Origin of the sequence: Burkholderia sp. FL-7-2-10-S1-D7 (assembly GCF_001524185.1) — a bacterium.
GTDB classification, from domain to species: Bacteria; Pseudomonadota; Gammaproteobacteria; order Burkholderiales; family Burkholderiaceae; genus Burkholderia; species Burkholderia diffusa.
In genome coordinates this window covers 1-23,860 of sequence record NZ_LOWY01000017.1, presented here as the reverse complement: position 1 = coordinate 23,860, position 23,860 = coordinate 1, and the positions used below count along the sequence as shown (strand labels likewise).

The 23,860-nt window shown below is 64.0% G+C and carries 23 protein-coding genes and 1 pseudogene; 11 read left to right on the top strand and 13 right to left on the bottom strand.

Going from position 1 to position 23,860, the window contains the following annotated elements:
* Positions 1-555, bottom strand: coding sequence for an NADPH-dependent FMN reductase (locus WS75_RS08990; protein WP_059680161.1), 555 nt, complete (start codon positions 553-555; stop codon positions 1-3).
* A 373-nt stretch (positions 556-928) separates the two neighbouring features.
* On the opposite strand from WS75_RS08990, the gene WS75_RS08985 reads away from it, so the two are divergent.
* Positions 929-1,525 (top strand): RNA polymerase factor sigma-70, encoded by a 597-nt coding sequence (locus tag WS75_RS08985; RefSeq protein WP_059680160.1) that lies wholly within the window; start codon positions 929-931, stop codon positions 1,523-1,525.
* On the top strand, positions 1,506-1,745 hold the full coding sequence (locus WS75_RS31735; protein WP_082729539.1) for a zf-HC2 domain-containing protein: 240 nt from the start codon (positions 1,506-1,508) through the stop codon (positions 1,743-1,745). Before WS75_RS08985 ends, WS75_RS31735 begins: the two co-directional genes overlap by 20 nt.
* 213 nt (positions 1,746-1,958) lie before the next feature.
* On the opposite strand, the gene arsC is transcribed toward WS75_RS31735, so the two are convergent.
* Positions 1,959-2,315, bottom strand: coding sequence for an arsenate reductase (glutaredoxin) (gene arsC, locus WS75_RS08980; protein ID WP_059680159.1), 357 nt, complete (start codon positions 2,313-2,315; stop codon positions 1,959-1,961).
* A 931-nt stretch (positions 2,316-3,246) separates the two neighbouring features.
* On the opposite strand from arsC, the gene parA reads away from it, so the two are divergent.
* Both parA and WS75_RS08970 read left to right on the top strand, forming a co-directional pair.
* Positions 3,247-3,909 (top strand): ParA family partition ATPase, encoded by a 663-nt coding sequence (parA, locus tag WS75_RS08975; protein ID WP_059448842.1) that lies wholly within the window; start codon positions 3,247-3,249, stop codon positions 3,907-3,909.
* Between the two features lie 23 nt (positions 3,910-3,932).
* Positions 3,933-4,994, top strand: a complete 1,062-nt coding sequence (locus tag WS75_RS08970) for a ParB/RepB/Spo0J family partition protein (RefSeq protein ID WP_059680158.1) — start codon at positions 3,933-3,935, stop codon at positions 4,992-4,994.
* 90 nt (positions 4,995-5,084) lie between these two features.
* Here the strand turns inward: WS75_RS08970 and WS75_RS08965 are convergent, their stop codons facing one another.
* Positions 5,085-6,449, bottom strand: a complete 1,365-nt coding sequence (locus WS75_RS08965) for a replication initiation protein (RefSeq protein ID WP_059680157.1) — start codon at positions 6,447-6,449, stop codon at positions 5,085-5,087.
* Between the two features lie 1,822 nt (positions 6,450-8,271).
* Here WS75_RS08965 and WS75_RS08960 point away from each other — a divergent pair.
* The gene (locus WS75_RS08960) at positions 8,272-9,453 is read left to right on the top strand and encodes a DNA-binding protein (RefSeq protein WP_059680156.1); all 1,182 of its coding nucleotides are present in this window, start codon (positions 8,272-8,274) and stop codon (positions 9,451-9,453) included.
* Positions 9,454-9,592: 139 nt separating this feature from the next.
* Here WS75_RS08960 and WS75_RS08955 read toward each other — a convergent pair whose 3' ends face one another.
* From WS75_RS08955 to WS75_RS08945, 3 genes are all read right to left on the bottom strand, one after another.
* On the bottom strand, positions 9,593-10,606 hold the full coding sequence (locus WS75_RS08955; protein ID WP_059680155.1) for a tyrosine-type recombinase/integrase: 1,014 nt from the start codon (positions 10,604-10,606) through the stop codon (positions 9,593-9,595).
* Between the two features lie 102 nt (positions 10,607-10,708).
* A complete protein-coding gene (locus WS75_RS08950) occupies positions 10,709-11,086 on the bottom strand; it encodes a DUF2471 family protein (protein WP_059680154.1) in 378 nt (125 codons plus the stop codon).
* A 130-nt stretch (positions 11,087-11,216) separates the two neighbouring features.
* Entirely contained in the window at positions 11,217-11,828 is a 612-nt protein-coding gene (locus tag WS75_RS08945) for a helix-turn-helix domain-containing protein (RefSeq protein WP_059680153.1), read from the bottom strand.
* Positions 11,829-11,989: 161 nt separating this feature from the next.
* On the opposite strand from WS75_RS08945, the gene WS75_RS08940 reads away from it, so the two are divergent.
* Both WS75_RS08940 and tdh read left to right on the top strand, forming a co-directional pair.
* Positions 11,990-13,189 (top strand): glycine C-acetyltransferase, encoded by a 1,200-nt coding sequence (locus tag WS75_RS08940; protein ID WP_059680152.1) that lies wholly within the window; start codon positions 11,990-11,992, stop codon positions 13,187-13,189.
* A gap of 13 nt (positions 13,190-13,202) precedes the next feature.
* Positions 13,203-14,231 carry an L-threonine 3-dehydrogenase gene (tdh, locus tag WS75_RS08935; protein WP_059529060.1) on the top strand — a complete coding sequence of 343 codons (1,029 nt, stop codon included), beginning with the start codon at positions 13,203-13,205 and terminating at the stop codon, positions 14,229-14,231.
* Between the two features lie 528 nt (positions 14,232-14,759).
* Here tdh and WS75_RS08930 read toward each other — a convergent pair.
* Together WS75_RS08930 and WS75_RS08925 are read right to left on the bottom strand one after the other, a co-directional pair.
* Positions 14,760-15,161 carry a hypothetical protein gene (locus WS75_RS08930; protein WP_059680151.1) on the bottom strand — a complete coding sequence of 134 codons (402 nt, stop codon included), beginning with the start codon at positions 15,159-15,161 and terminating at the stop codon, positions 14,760-14,762.
* The gene (locus tag WS75_RS08925) at positions 15,158-15,796 is read right to left on the bottom strand and encodes a GNAT family N-acetyltransferase (protein WP_059680150.1); all 639 of its coding nucleotides are present in this window, start codon (positions 15,794-15,796) and stop codon (positions 15,158-15,160) included. The genes WS75_RS08930 and WS75_RS08925 overlap by 4 nt, the downstream gene beginning before the upstream one ends.
* Positions 15,797-15,987: 191 nt before the next feature.
* On the opposite strand from WS75_RS08925, the gene WS75_RS08920 reads away from it, so the two are divergent.
* Positions 15,988-16,602, top strand: coding sequence for a TetR/AcrR family transcriptional regulator (locus WS75_RS08920; protein WP_059680149.1), 615 nt, complete (start codon positions 15,988-15,990; stop codon positions 16,600-16,602).
* A 55-nt stretch (positions 16,603-16,657) separates the two neighbouring features.
* Positions 16,658-17,137, top strand: a complete 480-nt coding sequence (locus WS75_RS08915; protein WP_012365039.1) for a nuclear transport factor 2 family protein — start codon at positions 16,658-16,660, stop codon at positions 17,135-17,137.
* Between the two features lie 443 nt (positions 17,138-17,580).
* Here the strand turns inward: WS75_RS08915 and WS75_RS08910 are convergent, their stop codons facing one another.
* Entirely contained in the window at positions 17,581-18,666 is a 1,086-nt protein-coding gene (locus WS75_RS08910; protein WP_059680148.1) for a tartrate dehydrogenase, read from the bottom strand.
* Between the two features lie 117 nt (positions 18,667-18,783).
* Between WS75_RS08910 and WS75_RS08905 the strand changes: the two genes are divergently transcribed.
* On the top strand, positions 18,784-19,707 hold the full coding sequence (locus WS75_RS08905) for a LysR substrate-binding domain-containing protein (RefSeq protein WP_059680147.1): 924 nt from the start codon (positions 18,784-18,786) through the stop codon (positions 19,705-19,707).
* A 160-nt stretch (positions 19,708-19,867) separates the two neighbouring features.
* Here WS75_RS08905 and argC read toward each other — a convergent pair whose 3' ends face one another.
* Positions 19,868-20,806 carry an N-acetyl-gamma-glutamyl-phosphate reductase gene (gene argC / locus WS75_RS08900; protein ID WP_059680402.1) on the bottom strand — a complete coding sequence of 313 codons (939 nt, stop codon included), beginning with the start codon at positions 20,804-20,806 and terminating at the stop codon, positions 19,868-19,870.
* 118 nt (positions 20,807-20,924) lie between these two features.
* Between argC and WS75_RS08895 the strand changes: the two genes are divergently transcribed.
* Positions 20,925-21,809 carry a LysR family transcriptional regulator gene (locus tag WS75_RS08895; protein WP_059680146.1) on the top strand — a complete coding sequence of 295 codons (885 nt, stop codon included), beginning with the start codon at positions 20,925-20,927 and terminating at the stop codon, positions 21,807-21,809.
* Positions 21,810-21,871: 62 nt separating this feature from the next.
* Here the strand turns inward: WS75_RS08895 and WS75_RS08890 are convergent, their stop codons facing one another.
* From WS75_RS08890 to WS75_RS33435, 3 genes and pseudogenes are all read right to left on the bottom strand, one after another.
* Positions 21,872-22,336, bottom strand: coding sequence for a hypothetical protein (locus WS75_RS08890; protein ID WP_059680145.1), 465 nt, complete (start codon positions 22,334-22,336; stop codon positions 21,872-21,874).
* 60 nt (positions 22,337-22,396) lie between these two features.
* Entirely contained in the window at positions 22,397-23,614 is a 1,218-nt protein-coding gene (locus tag WS75_RS08885) for a patatin-like phospholipase family protein (protein WP_059680144.1), read from the bottom strand.
* 129 nt (positions 23,615-23,743) lie between these two features.
* A pseudogene (locus WS75_RS33435) lies at positions 23,744-23,860 on the bottom strand (3-hydroxybutyrate dehydrogenase); the annotation flags it as partial.

Below are 23,860 nucleotides of genomic sequence, written 5' to 3'. Positions count from 1 at the left end.
TCAGGCCGCCTTCAGCACGCGCACCCAGTCGACGTAGCGATCGACGAAACCCTGCAGGAACTTGCGGGTGTCCTCGTTGACGATCTGCCCTTCGTCGTCGATGCGCGCCGGGTCATGCTTGATGAACATTTCGGGCTGCCCGAGCAGCTTCACGTCGAGATACGCGAGCACGTTGCGGAGGTGCTGCTGCGCGAGCGCGGTACCGACCGCGCCCGGCGACGTGCCCAGCACGGCGCCCGGCTTGCCGGACCACGAGTTGTGCCCCCACGGGCGCGAGCCCCAGTCGAGCGCGTTCTTCAGCACGCCCGGGATCGAGCGGTTGTATTCGGGCGTGACGAACAGCAGCGCGTCGGCCGCTTCGATCGACTGCTTGAAGCGCTTCGCGACTTCCGGAAAATCCGCGTCGTAGTCCTGGCTATACAGCGGCAGTTCGCCGATCTCGACGAATTCGAAAGAGAAATCGGCAGGGGCGAGCGAGATTGCTGCATGCGCGAGCGCGCGGTTCCACGAACCGCGACGCAGGCTGCCGACGACGACTGCAACACGATAGGACATGGGTTTCTCCTTCCGGTGAGTGAGGAATCGGATCGATTGACGCTGAACAGGCGACAAAGGTCTGTTTATAGGCAAGCCAGCCCGCGAGCCGTCCCACGGGGCAAACCAGCCGACTTTCCACAAGGTTTTCCACAGAAATTGTGGATAACTTCGCAGTTATGGTCTGATGTTACAGAACGCCCGCGTCGCGATTTCACAACGCGCGCCGCGAGGTTCCGGAAAGCATAGCGCAGCGCGCCGACCGGCTTCATGAATTCGTGACGGAACATCCGTTGCAGCGCGGCGTCGCGCCCAGTAAGCTGCTCGCACCGCGATGCGCCCGCCCGGTGGCGCGCACACGATCGCCTCCGCTTCATAAGGCTCCCGATCCGCCATGCCGTCTGCATACGACGACCCTGCCTATCTCGCGCAACTGCGCCGCGACCTGTTTCGCTTCGCACGACTCCAGCTACGCGATGCCGATGCGGCCGAGGATGCCGTGCAGGAAGCGCTGACCGCTGCGTGGACGCATGCGGGCGAGTTCGCGGGACGGTCGGCCCACAAGACCTGGGTATTCGGCATCCTGCGCAACAAGCTGATCGACATTCTGCGTGCACGGCAGCGGACGGTCAGTCTGTCCGCACTCGATGCGGAGCTCGACGGCGAATCCGTGCTCGATCGCGAGTTGTTCAAGGAAAACGGGCACTGGGCCGCGCACACGAAGCCGCGACCGTGGGCGGGCCCCGAAACGCTGTTGCGGCAACGGCAGTTCTGGACGCTGTTCCAGGCCTGCCTCGACCATCTGCCGGAACACATCGGACGCGTGTTCATGATGCGCGAATTCCTCGACGTCGAGATTGCCGACATCTGCAGCGAACTGACGTTGACGACGAATCATTGCAGCGTGCTGCTGTATCGGGCGCGCACACGCCTGCGCACCTGCCTGAGCGAAAAAGGACTGACGACCGAAGATGCTGCTGGGGAAATGTAAAGACGTGACGCGACTGCTCTCGGATGCACTCGACCGAGCGTTGACGCTCCATGAGCGCATGCAGGTGCACGTGCATCTGCCGGCTTGCAGTGGATGCCGCGCATATCGCGGGCAGATCGCGCTGCTGCGAACGGCGGCGCATGAGGCGGCGGGGCGGGGGATAGCGGATGAAGCGGGGGGTGATCGGGATGAATCGTCGGGCGACGGGCGGGAGGGCTAAGTTGCCGATGTCAGTCCGTGGTTGCGCGTTGCAGTTGGCGATGTCGTTGTTGACGTCGTAGGGTCGACGCTCGAGGCAGCTCGCGGGGCGCGCGTCGAATACGGGCTGTCCGCTGCGCGGCGTTGGAGGTGGTTGGCGGTTGCGAATGCTGTCGGTCGATCCCGGCGCGCTCGCGCCGGGATGATTCGATAAGAAAAATACGTCGAACTAAAATTATTCGAACAGCGCCCGCACCAACTCGGGCGGGCGGCCGATGGCTGCCTTGCCTCGATACACGACGATCGGACGCTGCAGCAAAATCGGATGCGCCGCAATCGCTTCGTAGGCCTCCGCGTCCGTCAGATTCGCACGGGCCAGATCCAGCGTCTTGTACGGCTCCTCGCCTTCGCGAAGCATGTCGCGCACCGGGCGGCCAAGCTGACGATGCAGCGCTTCCAGTTCCTCGACCGTCGGCGGCGTCTTCAGGTACTCGACGACGTTCACCGGTGTGCCGGTGGTGTTCAGCGTCTCGATCAGTGCAAGTGTCTCGCGGGACTTCGAGCAGCGGGGGTTGTGGTAGATCGTGATCATCGTTCGGGCCTGCATGAGAAAGGCCCGTATTGTAGCCAGTCTGGTTGCGGGTGTTTCGGCGGGGTTCGGCACACGGGTGGAAGGGGGATTGGCGTGTCGGTGTGGCGTGCAGAGGGTAGGGCGCCGACGAGCGCGCAGCCCGCTTGATGCGTTTATGCGCATAAAGTGCGTTGCATAGGAAAGGTCCGACGCCTTCTTCGTTGGCGAATAGCTCGGGGGATAAGCTGATCGTCGTGCCATGTTGCGGGCGCCGACATAGAGCCACCGCATGTATCCATCGCCGAGTTTATGCGCAGAAAGCTATCGCGTCCCTGGGCGGAGACGACCGCTGATATCGCGGTCGGCCCGGACACTTCGATGCCCCCGAACGATCATCAGCGCAGGCGTCCGGAGCATCGCCGTACGGTCGTCTTCATACATGCCTGCCGACCGTGCGACCGTTGATATCGGCCGAGCCGCTCGATCGTTTATGCGCATAAAGACAGCGGGGGACGTCCGGCGCGCTTCGTCACTGAACATGGCACGTATGCGTCGCATCGGCCTGAGCCGCGCGGCGTTCGTCATCGGGGGGAGCACGTGCGAGCGAGGACTCAGACTCGTCGATGCTCTCCAATACCGCAAAGTTTATGCGCACAAACTCCCCGACACCAAGGCAGCAGCCCCCCTTCAATGATCGAAAGGGCAGCACCGATACATTGCGCTGATCAGCGTGCCGAACGTGAGACCGAAGCCGCCCGTCGTCACGACTATCTCCGTTCATCCTTCAACGTAGCGACCTCGCGTCCACCGGTGCCAGCCATCCGGCACCCCCCCTTGTTTATGCGCATAAACCAATAGCCCGAATGGCTAACGCGTAGTTGGCGAACGACAATTTCATTGAAATATAAATATCGTCCTGTAGAATTCCAACGACCAAAAACAGGAGTGAAAATTGGCCGCGGAAATCATTGCAGTCACTCAACAAAAAGGTGGCGTCGGCAAAAGCACGATTGCCATGCACCTCGGCGCGGCATTCCATGAGAAAGGGAAGCGCGTCCTCGTCATCGACGCAGACGGTCAAAACACATTGGTTCACTGGTCGAGCGCATCCGGTGACAGCGACACCGGCATCCCGTTCCCGGTCGTCAACCTCGCCGAAGCCGGCGGCCAGATCCATCGCGAAATCAAGAAGTTCATCAACGACTACGACATCATCGTCGTCGATTGCCCGCCGTCGATCACCGAGAAGGTCTCCGGCGTCGTACTGCTGGCCGCATCGATCGCCGTGATCCCGACTTCGTCGTCGCCGGCCGATTACTGGTCGAGCGTTGGGCTGGTCAAGCTGATCCAGCAGGCGCAGGTGATGAACGAGGACCTCCGCGCCGTCTTCCTGCTGAACAAGACGGAAGAGAAGCGCATGCTGACCCGCGAGCTCAAGCGCGCGCTCGAGGAACTCGGCTTCCCGTTGCTGAAGACGCAAATCCCGACCCGGGAAGCGTACAAGCAGGCGATGGCGCTCGGTCAGACCGTGCTGCAGATGAACGATCGCGGCGCCAAGCTGGCCGCTGCGGAAATCCGCGCATGTGCCGACGAAATCGTCGCCATGCTGCCCTGACTTTATGCGCATAAAGGAGTCACATGAAACCCTCCCAATTTGCAAAAGGATTCCAAGCGCGCCCGGATATCACGACGAGCGAGAAGCGCACGGCGCTTGATCGGCTGAATGCCATCGATGGCATCGTCAAATCCGAGACGGCCACGCCGGCCCCGACGAAGTCCGCCAAGAAGGACATCGCACCGCCGCCGGCGCCGGACGTCCTGCTCGATCCGCCGACCGACGAGTCGCCGCAATATCGCGCGTGGCGCCTCGAGAACCGCTATGCGCCCGGCCAGGTGATCGAGCTGTCGCTGAAGGCGATCAAGCATAGCCCGTTCAATCCGCGGCACTTCTATCTGAAGTCGTCGATTGCCGAACTCGCGGTCAACATCGCGAAGCAAGGGCAGCAGCAGGCGATCCACGTGATTCCGGACTACGACAATCCGGGTTCGTATTTCGTCAGCGACGGCGGCCGTCGTGTGCGTGCGTTGAAGGAAGCGAACAAGGAGTCGGTAAAGGCGATCGTGATCGACGTGCCGATCGGAATCCAGAGCTACAAGCTCGGCTACGACCTGAACGTGCAACGCGATTCGCAGACGGTGTTCGACAACGCCGTCGTATGGCGCCGCTTCCTCGACGACAAACATTTCCAGAGCCAGAAGGAACTGTCGGAGCATCTCGGCCTCGACGAGTCGACGGTCGCGGTTGCGCTGTCGATCGGCAAGCTGCCGGAAAGCGTGATGCAGGAGATGGTCGCACGCCCCGATCGCTTCGGTTCGAACATGGCGTATCAGGTCGGCCGGTACCACAACGCGCGCGGCACCGAGGCGACGCTGCGGCTGATCAACAAGATCGTGTCCGACGATCTCAGCACGCGCCAAGTGTCGGACATCGTCAAGGGCCGTGTCGCGGCGCAGGAAACGCCGAAGCCGGCGGGCCGCCAGCGCTATGCGCAGCGTCTCGAGATCAAGCTCGGCGGCAAGTCGGTCGGCGACCTGAAGTCGTATGGCGAAGACCGCATCGAACTGCGCCTGCGCGGCCTCCCGAAGGACAAGCGCGACGCGATCCTCGAGCAGCTCGAGCGGATGCTGTTGTCGGATTGATGGAAACGGCCGACAGGGCCTGGCGAGGCGCCGGGCCCGCCGGATGGGCGGGCGGCCGGCGACGGCCCGTCAGAGGGGCCTGAACGGGCCTCAGGCGGCCCGAGATTGATTCAGGGTGAACGACAGCAGGTCGCCGTCGGTCGGCTCGCCCCAGGTTTTCTGGGCAAGCCAGTCGAAAAAGGCCGTCTCGGCCAGCTTCGAATCGAGACCGCGCTTGCGCCAGTCGTCGCGCAGGTGCGAGCCCATCGTCGGCAATACCTCCGACTCGAACGACTCGCGTGCCACTTCGCGCTCCGCGTCGCCCTGCTCCTCGTACAACACCTTCGCTTCCTTGCGGCGGAACGCCGCGAATTCGCTCAACAGACGTGCCTTCAGATCGTCCGGCTGCGCCGAGACGGCCTTCGCGGCCGGCGTGCCGGAAGGCAGCGCGTCGACGGACTCGACCGGCGGCGCATAACCCTTCTTCAGCGCGTCCTTGAACAACGCGGGCGCACTGCGCACCGGCGGCAGCGTCGTGCTGCGCATCCGCTGCTCGGTCATCTGCAGCGCGGCGCGAATCCGGTTTTCCTCGCTGTCCGCGTAGAGCGTCTGCGCTTCCTTGAGCGGAATCCCGAGCTTCACCATCCGGTCGACCAGCGTGCTGTCGAACACGTTCGGATGCTCGTCGAGCGCGAGCATCGGCTGCTTGCGCTCGGTCACGCGGAACTGGATCTCCGCGACCCGCCGCCCTTCCCGATGCTCGATCAGCTCGACGAAGATGTTGGTGACCGCATTGACCTCGGCAATCGCCGGACGCAGGTAGTCCCGCTTGAAGTACTTGTACTCGCGCTTCGCCTCGTCGCCGGCTTCCGTATCGGGCGTGCCCGACAGGATCGGACGCCACCATTCCCACGGCTCGCGCATCGTGAGGTGGCTCGGGTTCGTCAGGTAGCGCACGCAGATTTCGTAGAGCGCAAGACCAGCGCTGCTGCGCAGCTGGCTCTGGAACTGCAGGCTCAGACGCGCGTACTGGACCGGGTCGAGCAGCTTCTTCTTGATCTTCGGTGCAAATGAAAATTCGACCCACACGCGGCGGGTGGCCGGATCCTCAAGAATTTCGGCATCGGCGATCAGCGTCGAGATCCCCCACTTGCGGCCCGGCTTCTGGCTCGACGTTCCCGAGCTCCATTCGACCTGGACCGACACCATGCGACGCAGGTGTTCCTTCACCAGCGCGGTGTCGTTCGAATCGAAGGCGGAGTTGGCGACGATGTCCGACAGCAGCGCGCGATAGGTATCGCCCGAGTCGTCGGCCTGCTGCGCGACGGCGAGCAGGACGTTGAACAGCTTGCGGGTCAGGAGCGTGATCTTGCCGCTCTTCGGCTGAATTGCGATCGCCTCGACGGCCTTACGCAATTCGGCTGAACTGGCACTCACCACATCCACATCGGTTTTCTTGGCGCGCTTCGTGGCCATGCGTCGGGTCGGAGGAGAAGTTTCACGGAAGGATAGCGCCTGTGGTGATATGCGTCCAGAACGACATGCTCACCATAGCCGGTGAAGTGCGCGTGCAAAACGGCACTCACCCCAACCCTCTCCCGAAAACCCTCACCGGTCCGGATTTAAAGCGTTTCGGACTCGTCCAGACGTGTCGCGGGATGCGCCGATTCACAGATTTTTGCCTGTGCTCGATACGTGCGAAATTTGCTCCCGTATCGGCTCACCTTTCGATTTGTCGTAATTTTACGACTGCATTTCCGGGTCCGCGTCACAGCGGTCGCCACTGGCTGTCGCGGCATCGAGCGGACGGGCCCGCAACGCCCTGTATGCATGTACAGGCTCTGCTGACGGGGGATCGCGACCGCGACTGGTATCCGGAAACCTGCGCCGAAAAGGGGCTCCGCGACGTCGATCGCAACCGTTTCAACGGCCTGGGCGCGCATTGTACAGCGCACAGAAACCATTCAGTCCCGAAAATTCTCACCTTATCGGTTCGAAATTCTGTGACCCTGATATCAACGAATCCCCGACACACGCGGGATCAGCAGCCAGAGCCTCCCGAAAAACCTCACCTTGACGACAAAAACGGCATTCCAACGGACGCGGAAACGGCTCCCGAAAATTCTCACCGTAACCGCCGCGGTATCAAAAATGTCAATGACATCCGATACTTATGTGCATCAGGCGTTCCGCTGTGTCCGGCGGCCATCTCCCGAAAAGCCTCACCTTTACGGCGTTCGGGCGGATGCGGCAGCCGTGTGCCGACTCCTGAAAAATCTCACCTGTGCCAAAAAGTGGCACAGGGAAAATCAGATTTCCGCCAGTCCCGGTGGGCTTTTCAGCGAATTCACCCCGCTCCGGATCCCGGAAAGGCTCACCTTTGACCAATTCTTGAGCAAATAGCGCTCCTGAAAAACCTCACCTGTAAGAGGCCCGACAGCCTGTGATCCATGCCCCGAAAAAGCTCACCTTATCGGCATCCGGGCAGGAAAACCCGGGTTTCGCTCCCGAAAAGCCTCACCTTTCGGGCATCACAGGCACCACTGGGCACTTTTGCTGTGCAAAATGGCGGTCGATTCCCGGAAATCCTCACAGCAAATCCCTGTGGAGTCCCGTGAAACCTCACCTTTCCCGAAAACTGCCCAAAAGATGGGCAGAATGGGGGCGCGAAGAAGGTCCCGCAAATGCTCACCTATGTCTGCACAGGCAGAAAACTGTGCCTGCAGGCACCGCATGGGTTCTGTGGCTGTGCGGCCCCGAAAAACCTCACCTTTGGGAAATCTCGTGTTTCACTGTGATCCCGAATCCGCTCACGACCTTTCCTGCATCGGCTCACGCAGATCCCCGAATCCCATCACTTCAGCTCCCGCAGAAGATCACCTTGGTTCCCGTAAAGCTTCACCTTGTCGGCCGGAAAGCCTTGCTACATAAGGCTGTGCCGTGGCGTTAACGTTTTTAACTAAGGGTTCAAGGGTGTTTACTTCTAATACTCTCAAGACATCGGTCATCGAGTTTTCCACAGAGACCCCAACCCCAGAACACCGGCCGGCTACGATGACGTCTGTCATGTGAAACAAATGCACTTTTTCGGGGCCTACCCGAAAACGCTTCCGAAACAAAGACTTGCCTTGTTTTCTTCGCTTTGTTTCACGGAATTGAAGCGCTGGTTCGTCCGGATTGGCTCACAGCCCCGATTTCTTTGCACAGCGATGTAAATTCACCACGCTGCACGAAAACAAGTATCAAAAAATACGTATTTCGTTATGATCGCAACATGTCAATGTCTGTGAGTCCCCCCATGACGCTGGATGAAATGCGTGGAGTCATACGAGAAGAACTGGAATCGCTCCGTGCGAGCGGCGCGCGCCGCCAGGAGTTGTCGCTGCATGCGTGCAAGCGGTTGTTCTTCGATCTCGGTATCCGACCATCGGCTGCCAACGTTCGCGACCTGACCCAGACCGGCAGCGCCAGCGACATTCCGAAGGACATCGATCATTTCTGGGAACGAATCCGTTCCGCCTCGAAAATCCGGCTCGACGGTGCGGCGATCCCGAAAGCGGTCGAGGAAAAGGCGGGCTCATTGCTCGGCGCGCTATATGAAGAGGCGTTGAAAGCGGCCAGGGAAAGCCTCGATGTCGATCGCGAACAGGTTCGCGCTTGCATGGCCGATGCGGAACAGCGGCTGCGCGACGCAACGGTTCGCCACGAAACCCTCGAGGGCGCACTGGCGCGCAGTGAAACCCGCAACGAGCAGCTGCAGGCGCGTGTGACCGAGCTCGAGGTGCAGCTGGCCGCGCAATCGACGCACGGTTCGGCAAACGAGGCGACGCTCCTCACCACAGTCGCGCGACTTGAAAAGGAACTGGCTGCCATGGCTGCCCGCGTCGACGCGGAGCAGACGCAGAACGCGACGCTGCGCGACCGCATCGACACGCTCCAAGCCGAATTGCAGCAGCGCACCGAACACTATGCGCAGCAGATCAAGGACGCGGTGGCCGAAGCCGAGCGCCGCGTCAAACCGATGCTGGTCGAGCTGGACTCGCTGCGCAGCATGGCGTCGAGCTACCAGAGCGGCCTGCGCGACGTGCAGCGCAAGGAATTCGATTTTCTTCAGCAACTGAGTTCGGCCAAGGCCCGCGCGGACCGGCTCGAGGAACAGCTGCGCACCCAGAGCGACGAATTGGACCGTGCGACACGCGACGTGAATACGCTGCGCGCGAGCCGCGGAATGAATCCGGAGATTTCCGCGCTGATCCGGCGCTTGGCCGATGCAGGTCAGCTCGATGCGGATGCGTTTTCCGTGATCGGGACGTCACTGGACCACGAGATTCCGGTGCCGACCCAGTGCCCGCATTGCGACGGCGAACCGGAGCTGTCGCAGGGCGACGACGGGTTCGAAGTGTCTTGCCCCGAATGCGAACATGCGTCAGGGCCCTGGCCTTCCCGATTCGAAGCGGTCACGCGTTTTACGCGCAACTGACGTGTCGCCCGGCACAGGGATCGCACAGGTGAGGAGATTCGGGACGCGTGAGGTGAGATTTTCCGGGAGCTGTGAAACGGTGAGGCTACGCCGCACAAGGCTGCTCACGGATCATGCCGAGTGAGCAGCCGGCTCGGCATCAGTGAGTTTCGTCCTGCTCGGACGCGTCACCATTCGCGAGATCATCGCGCCAGTTTTTCCATGCGCGGTGAAGACGGTTCGACGAAATCGGCCGCATGAAGCCGAGCCATTTGCCGACCCGCTCGGGTGGCACGTCGTGCTCGAACAGTTCGGCCGCGTAAGTGTTGCGCAGCGTTTGCGGGCTCGCGCGCGCGGTGCGTGACGACGTGAGCCCCGCAGATTCAACGATTGCATCGATCGCGCGCAGCATCGTTGCCTTGTGCATCGGCCGCCCGGCGTGCGACGCCGGAAACACGAGCTCGCCCGGAATCTCCTGGCGCTTGCGTTCCACGAGCCATGCTTCGAGCAACGCGATCGCGAACGAGGCCAGATGGGTTTCGCGCGCGAAATCCGGATGTGTCGACGGGATCTGCAGTGACGTTCCGCCCGCATTGATGCAACTAATCGTAAGCACGCGTGCTTCGCCGGTCTTCACGCCGGCCCCGAGAAATGCGGCGACGAGCGCGCGGTCGCGTCGCTCCTTCCAGTATGCGGACCCAGATACGCCAATCGGCGAAAACAGGTAGGCCAGCAACTTCGCGCGTTCGGCCGGTGTCAGGAAACCGGTTGGCTCGTTGTCGCGTGCCTGGCGCCAATCCGCTTCGCCATCCTGAGCAATGAAGCGGGCCGGGTTGGTGGACGCGAGCTCGGTGCGCCGGATGTGATCGAGCACGCGTTCGATCAGCCTCAAATAGCGCATTCGCTGTGTTTTCCGGATGGGAAGCTCGCTGACGAAATTCGCGATCGTTGCGGTATCGACCGTGGCCAGGTTTTTCTGATGTGCACGTAGCCACGTGAGAAAGGCGCCCCATTGTGCGCGGTAGACGTCGGCCGACGAACGGCGGTAATCCTGCATGGCAAGCCATGCGTCGAACGCCGCTTCGGGCGAGATGATCCAGTCGGACGCGCCACGGTCGAACAGATCCTTTTCTTCCGGGCGTGCTGGCGTGTCGGAGGGGGTGGGAAGGGACATGTTGTTTATTCCGTTAGTTGCGTATATGGTAGCCCTATCCGCAACGTGGCGGGCAGCAGGATGCGGGGGCCGGCCGCCGTGCCGAACGGCCGGGGCCTGGTGTCAGTCGCCCCAAGCCTTGGATGGGCGGTGAATGCGCTCGTGGGGTGCCGCTTCCTGCGATCTGGCCGCGGCTTCATACGCGAGGACCGCGAACGAGAAGACAGCGGGTAGCGCATTCGATCGTCCGAAATCGATCGGATCATCCGTTTCGGGAAAGGTCATGTCCGACGGCCGTTCGAACAGCTGGCGCAGGCCGGCTTCGTGCCGACTGGCAAACCCGAGATCAGCGAGTGCCTCGGCTTCGATGGCGTGCAGCAGGCGCCACGACAGCGGGACGCGCTGATGGATGTAGCGCCCGGCTATATGACGCACAATCAACTCGAGGTCGTGCGCGGCAGCCTTGAAGCTGAGCGCGGCCAAATCTTGTTCTTCTGTCATCGCAGGCTCCTGTCGACCGGAGCGGGCGCCTCGGTGCGGCGGCCCCGGCCAATGCATGGCGGAATGTCCGTATACTGTACAAACATACAGTGTTTTCCGCAACTGGCCTTTCGGCCAGCTATTCGCATCGTCAGCGATGAATCACGATCAGTAGTGCGCGCGCTTCGGCCTTGCCGGGGTTGCGGATGGCGTGAGGTGTGTCGGCCGGGTAGCGCGCGGTGTCGCCCGCTTTCAGGCGTCGGCTCGCCGCTGCGGCTTCGATTTCCATCGCGCCCTGGAGCACGGTGAGGTGTTCGCGCGTGCCGGGTTCGTGCGCGTTCGACACCAGCGCGCCTCCGCCCGGCAGCGTCAGTTCATACCACTCGAACTTGCCGGCCAGGTCGATCGGGCCCCATACGCGCAATTGATAGCGGCCGTCGTGGCCGGCGAGCGTCGGGATGTCGTGCGGGCCATCCACGCGGATCGTCTCCGGCGCTTTCGGTTGCGAGAACAGCTCGTCGAGCGTGATGCCGAGCGCATTCGTGAGCCGCCACGCGACCGCGATCGTCGGATTGGCCTTGTCGCGCTCGATTTCGGAGAGCATCGACTTCGATACGCCGGCTGCGCGCGACAGGTCGTCGAGGGTCAGCTTGCGCTCGTTGCGCAGTCGCTGGATCTGCTCGCCGACGCGCGGCGGCGTCACGCCCGGCGGCTGCGGTGCGGCGCTGGCAGGCGTGCGCCGCGACGCGGAGGAACTTGCCATTTGGTTTCCGTTCGCTTAGAGTTGTTCGGTATTTCGAATACTAGTTCGGAATATCGGATAAATGCGGTCAACCGAACGACCGACTATAACAGTAGCAGGCCGTTGCGCAGCCGCCACGAGCGGCGCGCGGCGGATTGCGAATCCCTGTCAGGAGCTTTGCGATGCGTGATGCCTTTCTCGCCCAGGTGCGCGGGACGCTCGACCAGATCCGCGCGGACGGTTTTTACAAGACCGAGCGCGAGATCGCGAGTCCCCAAGCTGCGGCCGTGCGGCTCGCCAGCGGTGCCGGCGTGCTGAATTTCTGCGCGAACAACTATCTCGGTCTGGCGAACGATCCGCGCCTGATCGCCGCGGCGCAGGCCGGTCTCGACCAGGACGGCTTCGGCATGGCGTCGGTGCGCTTCATCTGCGGCACGCAAACCGTGCACAAGCAACTCGAAAGCGCGTTGGCGTCGTTTCTCGGCACGGAAGACAGCATCCTTTATTCGAACTGCTTCGATGCGAACGGCGGCCTGTTCGAGACGCTGCTCGACGAGAACGACGCAGTGATCAGCGACGAGCTGAACCACGCGAGCATCATCGACGGCATCCGCCTCTGCAAGGCGAAGCGTTTCCGTTACAAGAACAACGACCTCTCCGATCTCGAGGCGAAGCTGAAGGAAGCCGACGCAGCGGGCGCGCGCCACAAGCTGATCGCGACCGATGGCGTGTTCTCGATGGACGGCATCATCGCCGACCTGAAAGGCATCTGTGACCTCGCCGATCGTTACGGCGCGCTCGTGATGGTCGACGATTCGCACGCGGTCGGCTTCATCGGCGCGCATGGCCGCGGCACGCCCGAGCACTGCGGCGTCGATGGCCGCATCGACATCATCACCGGCACGCTCGGCAAGGCGTTGGGCGGCGCCTCGGGCGGCTATGTCGCGGCCCGCCGCGAAGTCGTCGAATTGCTGCGCCAGCGTTCGCGTCCGTACCTGTTCTCGAACACGTTGACGCCGAGCATCGCCGCGGCGTCGCTGAAGGTGCTGGAACTGCTCGGCAGCGACGAAGGGGCGAAGCTGCGCGAACGCGTGCGCGAGAACGGCGCGCGTTTTCGCGAGCAGATGACCGCCGCGGGTTTCACGCTCGTGCCCGGTGCGCATCCGATCATCCCGGTGATGCTCGGCGACGCGCAGCTTGCGACCAAGATGGCCGACAAGTTGCTCGAAGAAGGCGTCTACGTGATCGGCTTCTCGTTCCCGGTCGTGCCGCGCGGTCGCGCACGCATCCGCACGCAGATGAGCGCCGCGCATACGCCTGAACAGATCGATCAGACGGTCGCCGCGTTCGTGCGCGTCGGCAAGTCGCTCGGCATCGTCTAACGGAGGCGCGACCATGAAAGCACTGGCAAAGCTCGAGCGCGGCCCGGGTCTCACGCTCACGCGCGTGAAGCGCCCCGAAGTCGGACACAACGACGTGCTGATCAAGATTCGCCGCACGGCGATCTGCGGCACCGACATCCATATCTGGAAGTGGGACGACTGGGCGCAGAAGACGATTCCCGTACCGATGCACGTCGGCCACGAATACGTCGGGGAGATCGTCGAGATGGGGCAGGAAGTGCGCGGCTTCGCGATCGGCGACCGCGTGTCCGGCGAAGGCCACATCACGTGCGGCTTCTGTCGCAACTGTCGTGCCGGCCGCCGGCATCTGTGCCGCAACACCGTCGGCGTCGGCGTGAATCGAGAGGGCGCGTTCGCCGAGTATCTGGCGATTCCCGCGTTCAACGCGTTCAAGATTCCGCCCGAGATCTCCGACGATCTCGCGTCGATCTTCGATCCGTTCGGCAACGCGACGCACACGGCGCTGTCGTTCAATCTCGTCGGCGAGGACGTGCTGATCACGGGCGCAGGCCCGATCGGCATCATGGCCGTCGCGATCGCGAAGCACGTCGGCGCGCGCAACGTCGTGATCACCGATATCAACGACTACCGGCTCGAACTCGCGCGCAAGATGGGCGCGACGCGCGCGGTAAACGTCGCACGCGAGTCGCTGCGCGACGTGATGGCCGACCTGCACATGACGGAAGGCTTCGACGTCGGCCTCGAGATGTCGGGCGTGCCGAGCGCGTTCACCAGCATGCTCGAGGCGATGAATCACGGCGGCAAGGTTGCGCTGCTCGGCATCCCGCCCGCGCAGACGGCGATCGACTGGAACCAGGTGATCTTCAAGGGGCTCGAGATCAAGGGCATCTACGGGCGCGAGATGTTCGAGACCTGGTACAAGATGGTCGCGATGCTGCAAAGCGGCCTCGATCTGTCGCCGATCATCACGCATCGTTTTGCAGCCGACGATTACGAACAAGGCTTCGCCGCGATGCTGTCCGGTGAAAGCGGCAAGGTGATCCTCGACTGGACGGTCTGAGTGCCGGCGGGGCGGCTCGGCACGTTTGCCGAGTGCCCCGTTCGTGTCGGCATGAGCGTTTGTCGAGGCAGGGCGGCTTCGACTAACGCGTGAGGTGAGATTATTCGGGAGCTGTTTGCGTCGTGCCGAATGGTGGCTCGATCGTGCTTTCGTGTGACGCGCAGGCGAGGAATTCAACGACGGCACGGCGTTTCTTCTCGACGCTATGACGGCGGTCGCGCTTCTATTCCGCAGCACGTATCAATGTCATGCACTCGCGCATGCATCGCACCCGTCGGCGTCCCGCTCCCGCCCGCACTATCGCGTCGCTCGGCGCGTCGGTTTCTTCCTGCCCTTCCGTTTCGTTTGCCGCGCCTGAATAGCGACGCCCTGTCGCATCGCCCGCCTGGGCCCACGGTCTTGCCGTGCTTTCGTGACAGCACGTCACCATGCAACGCCGTCACGGCGCCTTCTTGATGCGTGAGCCGATCAACGACGTGCAAACTCACCTGTCAGCCTGCCAGGCCGCATTGATTGGTGCGCTGCCCGCTATCTGATCCGCTCACCGTTCAACCATCGCGGTTCGAGTTGCAGATTCAACACGACGAGCCAGCGTTTCGGGCATTGCGGCGCGATCTCGATCAGTTCGCCATGCTCACCGGACATCGTCACGAGCCCGCGCTTCGCCGCATGCCGATACGCGCGGGATGCGTCCGCCTGAAGCCAGAAGCTGACGAGAGCACACGTGACGAAGCGGAACAGCAGCAATGTCGCGGCTTCCGGCGCGTAGCCGACCGCGACGGTCAGGGCGTCGAACAGGAGCGTCAGAAGTTGCGTGACCGCAATCGTGACGACCGTCAGCTTCATCAGCCCGCGCATGCGCAGCGCTGCCCGTGTGCGGGCATGCCTCAGTGCGAGCCGCGCACGATCGTCGTCGGCTTCGTGTTTCATGACGCCGCTCCGGCACGCCGCGTGACATCGATCGACGTCATGTCGGATGCAGGTATCCGCCCGTCCGACACGCCAACGGCCTTGCACAGGATCGCGCTGTCGTAGCTGTGTCCTGCAAACCGCATTACGTCGATCAACTGAAACCCTTCGCGTCGATAGAAGTCGACGAGCCGGACAGCCGCATGCGGCGCATCGAGCGCGAGGTGCGTCGCGCCGCGCGCGGCCGCCCGCCGTTGCGCGAACGCGAGCAGCGCACGGCCGATGCCGCGATCCTGCCAGACCGGATCGACGGCCAACTGGCCGAGCGTCGCGACGCGTCGGCTGCGGTACGGATCGCACCGCGAATCGGGATCGTGCGGCTGCATCGTGATCGTCGCGACCAGATGCCCGTTACCGAGCGCGACGAAACACTCTCTGGTGAGCATGCGCTCGCGCGTCTCCGACGCCGGCTGGTCGACACCGGGACAGTTGAAGCCTGCGACGCCGAGCGGCGCGTACGCGCGATGCAGCAACGCGGTCAGCGACTCGTACGAATCGCTGCACGGATCGAAACGCCGTACGATGACGCGGCCATCGAGCCGCTTCGCATAAGCCGCATAGGCACGCTTGGCGCGTGCGGATTCCGGTCGCTGCATGATGTCCTTTCGGCCAGACAGGGTGACCGAAGTGTAGTGAGCACCCTGCGCCAGCTTCAAGAAAAAATGTCGTAAACGCCGCCAGCAATGCGCTGCCCGCCATCGAAACCACGCGGCGTTCGGCCCTTCCGACGACAGGGCCTTTTCACGTGGGTGTTGACGATGGAGAACGATCGTTCTACCGTAAACCCATGAACACACATGATGACTTCTCCGGCGAACCCGCCGTTCGCGACCGACTGCTCGACGCGGCCGAAGCGCTGATCTACTCGGGCGGCATCCACGCCACGGGTGTCGATGCGATCGTGAAGCGATCCGGTGCCGCGCGAAAGAGCTTTTATTCGCAGTTCGAATCGAAGGAGGCGCTGGTCGTCGCCGCACTCGAGCGCCGCGACGAGCGCTGGATGCGCTGGTTCGTCGACGCCACGCTGGCGCGCGGCAAGTCGCCGCGTGCGCACTTGCTCGGCATGTTCGATGTGCTGCGCGACTGGTTCTCGCAACCCGATTTTCACGGCTGCGCGTTCCTGAACGCGTCCGGCGAGATTGCCGACGCCGACGATCCGATACGCGTCGTCGCGCGTATGCACAAGGCGCGCTTGCTCGCGTTCGTGCGCGAGCGGTTCGACGCGTATGCCGACGACGCCGGCATCGAGCGTCGCGGCCTGGCCCGCATCGCGCGCCAATGGCTGGTGCTGATCGACGGCGCGATCGGCGTCGCGCTCGTCAGCGGCGAAGCGACCGCGGCGCGCGATGCGCGCGCAACCGCCGAACTTTTGCTCGATACGGTGTCTCGAGCGTCGAAGTAACGCGTCCCAACCGGCTGCGTTCGTGCGCAGCCCCAACCTTGAACAGGAGCATCCCATGTCCGCTTCCCCGGAAGTTCGTCCGCCCGTTCCGCCCTTCACGCTCGATACGGCGCGCCAGAAAGTGCGTGCCGCGGAGGATGCGTGGAACACGCGCGACCCGCAGCGCGTCTCGCTTGCCTATACGCCGCAGAGCCGGTGGCGCAATCGTGCGGAGTTCGTGACGGGCCGCGACGAGATCGTCGGGCTGCTGCAGCGGAAATGGACGCGCGAGCTCGACTACCGGCTGATCAAGGAGCTGTGGGCGTTCGGCGGCAATCGCATCGCGGTGCGATTCGCATACGAATGGCATGACGACGCCGGCAACTGGTTCCGCTCATACGGGAACGAAAACTGGGAGTTCGACGAAAACGGCTTGATGGCACATCGCCACGCGAGCATCAACGACCTGCCGATTCGCGAAGCGGATCGCCTTTACCACTGGCCTCTCGGTCGCCGTCCGGACGATCATCCCGGTCTGTCCGATCTTGGGCTGTGACGTAGCACGATGGCGTCGCGCGGACGCGCTCGATTGTGCATCGAGCGTGACGCCTGTGCTCAACGGTGAGGGAATACGGGAGCCGCGGGTTGAGGTGAGCGTTTTCGGGAGAGGAGGTATTTCGTGCGGGACGGTGTGATTCTTCACGCGCTGCATCTCACCGATCGATCTTCGCAGGAAACGGTGCGGTTGCACTGACCGAAGCGTTGCTCGCATGCGGATCGAATGCGACATCGGCGGCGCACTTGCTGCATGCACGCATGGTGGTGAGATTCAATCGGTGTGAATCGATGCGCGATCCAGCTCACCGTTCGACATCGACATGCACGCATCCCGGCGTGCGCGTGGGAATCGGCGAAGGTGCGCGGCAGTCAGTCGTGCTGCTCACTCTTGAGCATGACATCGATCGAACATTTCACAGCCGCGCGCCTTCGGACGTTCCGTCAGCCGGCGATCCGCGCCGCGATCGCCTCACCCACTTCCTGCGTCCCCGCCTGACCGCCGAGATCGCGCGTGCGCGGCCCGGTGCGAAGCACGTCCTCGATCGCAGCGACGATCGCATCGTGCGCCTCGTGTTCGCGACCCGCGCCGTTGCCGAGGAAATCGAGCATCATCGCCGCCGACCAGATCATCGCGATCGGGTTCGCGACGTACTGGCCCGCGATATCCGGCGCGGAGCCGTGCACCGGTTCGAACAGCGACGGAAACGTGCGATCCGGGTTCAGGTTCGCCGACGGCGCGATGCCGATCGTGCCCGTGCAGGCCGGCCCGAGGTCGGACAGGATGTCGCCGAACAGGTTCGACGCGACGACGACGTCGAAGCGGTCGGGCTGCAGCACGAAGCGCGCGCACAGGATGTCGATGTGCTGCTTGTCGACGGCGATCTCGGGATAGCGTTCGCCCATCTCGGCCGCGCGTGCGTCCCACCACGGCATGCTGATCGCGATGCCGTTGCTCTTCGTCGCGACGGTCAGGCGCTTCGCGCGGCGCTGCGCGAGCTCGAACGCGAACTTCAGCACGCGCTCCGTGCCGTGGCGCGTGAAGATCGACTGCTGCATCACCACTTCGCGCTCGGTGCCTTCGAACATCGTGCCGCCGACCGACGAATATTCGCCTTCGGTGTTCTCGCGCACGATCATGAAGTCGATGTCGCCTGGTTTGCGGCCGGCGAGCGGCGACGGCACGCCGTCGAACAGGCGCGCGGGCCGCAGGTTGATGTACTGGTCGAATTCGCGGCGGAATTTCAGCAGCGAACCCCACAGCGAAATGTGATCGGGCACCGTCGCGGGCCAGCCGACCGCGCCGAACAGGATCGCGTCCATGCCCGAGAGCCGGGCCTTCCAGTCGTCCGGCATCATCTTGCCGTGCTGGGCGTAGTAGTCGCAGCTCGCCCAGTCGATCTGCTCGAACTGGAAACGGATGCCGAAGCGCGCCGTCACGGCGTCGAGCGCGCGCAGGCCTTCGGGCATCACTTCACGGCCGATGCCGTCACCGGGGATGACGGCAATCTTGTACGTCTTGTCGCTCATGCAAGCCTCCTTGGCTGGTCGGGCCGCCGGCAGCGTGCGCAGCGGAACACGGCACCATTTTATTTATTTCCATTCAGATTAAAATCGTGCGAAAGGTTAATCGACTTTCCACGAATCGTGAACAAATCGCCGAATCTCGACGACCTGCGCGTCTTCAGCCTGGTCGTCCGCCTGACGAGCTTCAGCGCGGCGGCCGAGCAGCTCGCGGTATCGCCCGCATATGTGAGCAAGCGCATCGCGCTGCTCGAGGCGCAGCTCGGCACGCGGCTGCTGCATCGCTCGACGCGCCGCGTGACGGTCACGGAGGCCGGCGAACGCGTGTTCGCGCGTGCCGAGAAGATTCTCGATGACGTCGACCATCTCGTCGAGGACGTGTCGACCACGCGCACGGTGCCGCGCGGCACGCTGCGCATCTCGAGCAGCTTCGGCTTCGGCCGTCATGTCGTCGCGCCGGCGTTGCTCGACTTCTCCGCGCGCTATCCGCAACTGAACGTGCGGCTCGATCTGTTCGACCGGCTCGTCGACGTCGCGGGCGAAGGATACGACCTCGACGTGCGCATCGGCGACGAGATCGCCGATCACCTGATCGCACGCCGCCTTGCCGCGAACTATCGCGTGCTGTGCGCGTCGCCCGACTATCTCGCACGGCGCGGCACGCCGCGCACGCTCGCGGATCTCGCATCGCACGACTGCCTCGCGATCAAGGAGCGCGACCATCCGCTCGGCGTCTGGCGGCTGAACCTGCGCGGAGAAACGGCAACGGTGAAGGTCGGCGGCGCGCTGTCGACGAACCACGGCGAGGTGGCCGTGCAATGGGCGCTGGCCGGGCGCGGGATCGTGCTGCGCTCGATCTGGGAAGCGGGGCCGCTGATCGAACGCGGCGCGCTGCGCCGCGTGCTGGCGGATGTAATTCAGCCGGCGAACATCTGGGCGGTGTATCCCGAACGCGTCGCGGCTTCGGCGAAAGTGCGCGTGTGCGTCGATTTTCTCGCGGAGGCACTTGCCGGGTTGAATGCCGCGGCGGGTGACGATGCGGCCTGAAATCGGCCAAAGGTGAGCTTTTACGGGGGCATGCAAGAAGCGTCGGCAAACGCCCGTTGACGGCTCGCGAACGCGTCGCGAGCCGGTAGCGTGCCGCAGGCACCGACGCACCGGCGGCCGCGATGCGCCGGGCCGGCCGATGATGATGGCCGCCTGAGGCTTACGCCGCTTTCGCCGCACCGAGCATGAGATCGAGGTTCTGCACGGCCGCGCCGGATGCCCCTTTGCCGAGATTGTCGAACACGGCGGAGAGCAGCACCTGGCCGTGCTCGGCATTCACGAACACGCCAAGCCGCAGGTCGTTCGTACCGTTCAGCGCTTGCGGATCGAGATGCGTGATCGTGCGCGTTTCCGCGAGCGGCGTGACCTCGACGTGGCGCGCGCCAGCGTAATGGTGCGCGAGACACGCATGCAGCAACTCACCGGTCACGCCGGCCGGGAGAAGGCGCAGCTCGATCGGCACGGTCAGCACGATGCCTTGCGGATAGGCGCCGTAAGCCGGCACGAACAGCGGACGATGCGCGAGCCCGGCGTGCAGCTGGATCTCGGGCACGTGCTTGTGCGCGAGCGCGAGGCCGTAGACCTGCAGCGGTTTCGTGCGTGCGGCCCCGTTCGATTCGAATTCGTCGACGGCGGTGCGGCCGCCGCCCGAGTAACCGGACACGGCATGGATGCTCGCCGGATAGTCGCGTGGCAGCAGGCCAGCTTGTTGCAGCGGCCGGAGCAGGCCGATTGCGCCCGTCGGATAGCAGCCCGGATTGGTGACGCGCCGCGCGTGCGCGATCGTCTGCGCATGTCCGCGGGCCATCTCGGGAAAACCGTAGACCCATTCCGGATCGGTGCGATGGGCCGAGCTCGCGTCGATCACGCGTACCGCCGGATTCCGGATGAAGCCGACTGCTTCGCGCGCGGCGGCGTCGGGCAGACACAGAATCGCGATATCGGATGCGTTGATCGCTTCGGCGCGCCGCGCGGGGTTCTTGCGCTCGGCATCCGGCAGCGTGACGAGCCGCAGGTCGGTGCGATCCCGCAGGCGCGCGTGGATCTGCAGGCCGGTCGTACCTTGGTCGCCGTCGATGTAGACAGTGGAGAGGCTCATGATGGTCGCGTTTCTCGCTTCGGATGTCGGGAAAGCCGTATCGTCCATCGAACGCCTAGAATAGGAAAAGTTGAATTTCCTGATTGTGAAATTCAGATTTTCTGAACGAGAGGTGGGAATGCGCGAGATCAGTCTGGATCGACTGCGTACGCTGGTCGCGATCGCCGACCAGGGATCCTTCGTGGCCGCCGCGCAACTGCTTCATCTTGCGCCGCCGACGGTCAGCCTTCATGTCGCCGAACTCGAAAGCCGCATCGGTGCGCCGTTGCTGTCGCGCACGCGCGGCAACGTGCAGCCGTCGACCATCGGTGCGGTGCTGGTGGAGCGGGCGCGCCGTCTGCTGGCCGAGGTCGAGTCGACTCTCGACGACGTGGAGCGACAAGTGCAGGGGCTGACCGGGCGGGTGCGTCTCGGCGCATCGACCGGGGCGATCGCCCATCTGTTGCCGCAGGCGGTGGCCCGGCTGCGCGAGCGGCATCCGGACATCGATGTTCAGATCGCCGTGCTCACGTCGCACGACACACTGGCGCGCATTGCGCAGGGCACGCTCGACGTCGGACTGGTGGCGCTGCCGCAGCCGGCGGTCGCGGGGCTCTCGATCCGCGCGTGGCGGCGCGATCCGGTGCTGGCCTTTCTGCCTGCGGACTGGCGGCTTCCGGCGCGTGTGACGCCGGCCTATCTGGCCGCGCGTCCGCTGATTCTCAACGATGCGACCACCCGCCTGTCGCGGCTCACGACGGAGTGGTTCGCGCTCGGTGGTCACCGCCCCGAGCCGCGCATCGAACTCAACTACAACGATGCGATCAAGAGTCTGGTCGCTGCAGGCTACGGCGCGACGCTGCTGCCGCACGAGGCGGGCGCTCCGTTGCCGGATGCACGCATCGTCATGCGGCCGCTGCGTCCGGCGTTGTGGCGCGAACTGGGCATCGCGCATCGGGCTGGCCCGGTCGAGCGGTCGACCCAGCACGTGCTCGACGCGTTATGGGCGCTCGGCGCGCGCTAGAAAGCAGCGGGCGTCTGGCGTCGCGCGCGGTCGTGCCGGCGTCGGCACGCGTCAGCGGCTCGTTATAGCCGGCTGTCCTTCGCGAGCGTCAGCACGCGCGCCCAGCGCCGCGCATCGCGCTTGCCCATCATCGGCAGCTTCCATTCGCCGCGTACGGCGTCGCGCACACGCACGACCAGATGCCAGCGGCCGTCGATCGGCTCGGCTTCGCAGCCGTCGAGCTGCGACAACGTATAGCGGCCGTCGGCACCGTCATGCGACAGCCACAGCAGCCCCTGCGTCGCGGACACGCGCACGTCGCCCCACTCGCGATGCACGACGTGGGTCCAGCCTTGTTCCTTCGCGTTCGGTGCGATGTCGCGACGGCGCTTGATCCACCACGCGATCAGCGCGATCAGGATCGCGGCGGCGAGCAAGGCGGCCGCGATCGCGACCGGCTGGCCGAACTGCGCGGCGATGACGTGAAACAGATGAACCGCGCCCCATCCCACGGCGATGAGCGCGAACAGTGCAATGAAAATCGGCATGTCGAATCGGAAAGGAGGACGGACCGGCGCAGGCAGCGCGCCGGTCCGTCGCACGCGTCATTACCGGCTGCGGTGAATGTCGTGCGTGACGAAGCCTGCGTCGTTGGTGGGCAGCGCGAGGCCGTCCTTGACCGCGAGCGTCTTGCGGATGTCGTCGAGACCCGCGCTCCAGTGGTCGCGCATCGTCGACAGACCGAACTGATAGTCCTTGTAGTGGTGCTCGTAAGCCTTCTGCTGATAGATCAGGTGCTGGATGTTGTACTTCTTCCCGCTCGACATCGCTTCAGCCTCTACGCACCACGGGTCGTTCTTGCGCTGCTCCTCCGGCACCTGCTCGAGCACGTGGCGCAGCACGTTGCGGTAGCGCTGTTCGCGCTGCAGCGTGTCGGTGACGAAACGCGTGCGGCTCGAATACTGCACGTCTTTCGTGCGTTCCGCGACGTCGGCCATCGTGCGCGGCAGCGGCCCGCGTGCGCTCCACAGGTCGACCTGGAACGCGAGCGTGTCGCGTCGCGGACGCGCGCGCAGCACTTCCATCAGCGGCGTGTTCGATACGACGCCGCCGTCCCAGTAGTACTCGCCGTCGATCTCGACCGGCGGGAACGCGGGCGGCAGCGCGCCGGACGCCATGAAGTGCTCGGGCGCGAGGCGGATGCGCGAGTTGTCGAAGTACACGAAGTTGCCGGTGCCGACGTTGACCGCGCCGACCGACACACGCGTCTCGCCCGAGTTGATCCGGTCGAAATCGCACAGCCTGAGCAGCGTCGCGCGTAGCTGCGACGTGTCGTACCAGCTGATCTTTTCCGGATGATCGGACACGCCCGGCAGCGGCGGCGGCAAGCGCGGCACGAAGAAGCCCTGCTGGCCCTGCATCATCGCGCTCGCGGCCTGCGACGCGGTGAAGAACGTGCGGATCTGGTCGACGCTGTTGAACAGTGCGAACTCGAACGCGGCCGGAATGGCGGGAAAGAATGCCGGCCGGCAGATCGTTTCCCAGAATTCGCGCAGCCGCTCGACGCGATGTTCGGGCGCATTGCCGGCGATCAGCGCGGTGTTGAGTGCGCCGATCGAGATGCCGGCGATCCAGTCGAGCGGAACGCCGGCTTCGTGCAGCCCTTCGAACACGCCGGCCTGATACGCGCCGAGCGCGCCGCCGCCCTGCAGGACGAGCGCGATCGTTTCGTATGGCAGCGACCGCGCAGCGGCCGGCGCGCCGGCTTCGTGTTGCAGGTCCGCCGCATCGACGGCCTGCTTTTCTGTACGCGCGTGCGGTTTCATCAGTTGCTCCGAGAAATCCCGCCGTACACGGCGGAGAAGGATGGCATACCGTCGAGCGACGGTACGCCATCACGAGTCGTGAGAATGGACGTGGTGCGGGAATCGCCTCCCGTCAGGGAGGCGAGGACGTTATTGCATGAACCAGCCGTGGCTGACGATGAACGACTGACCCGTGAGCGCGGCGCTCGGGAACGCCGACAGGAACAGCACCGTCTGCGCGACGTCCTGCACCGTCGTGAACACGCC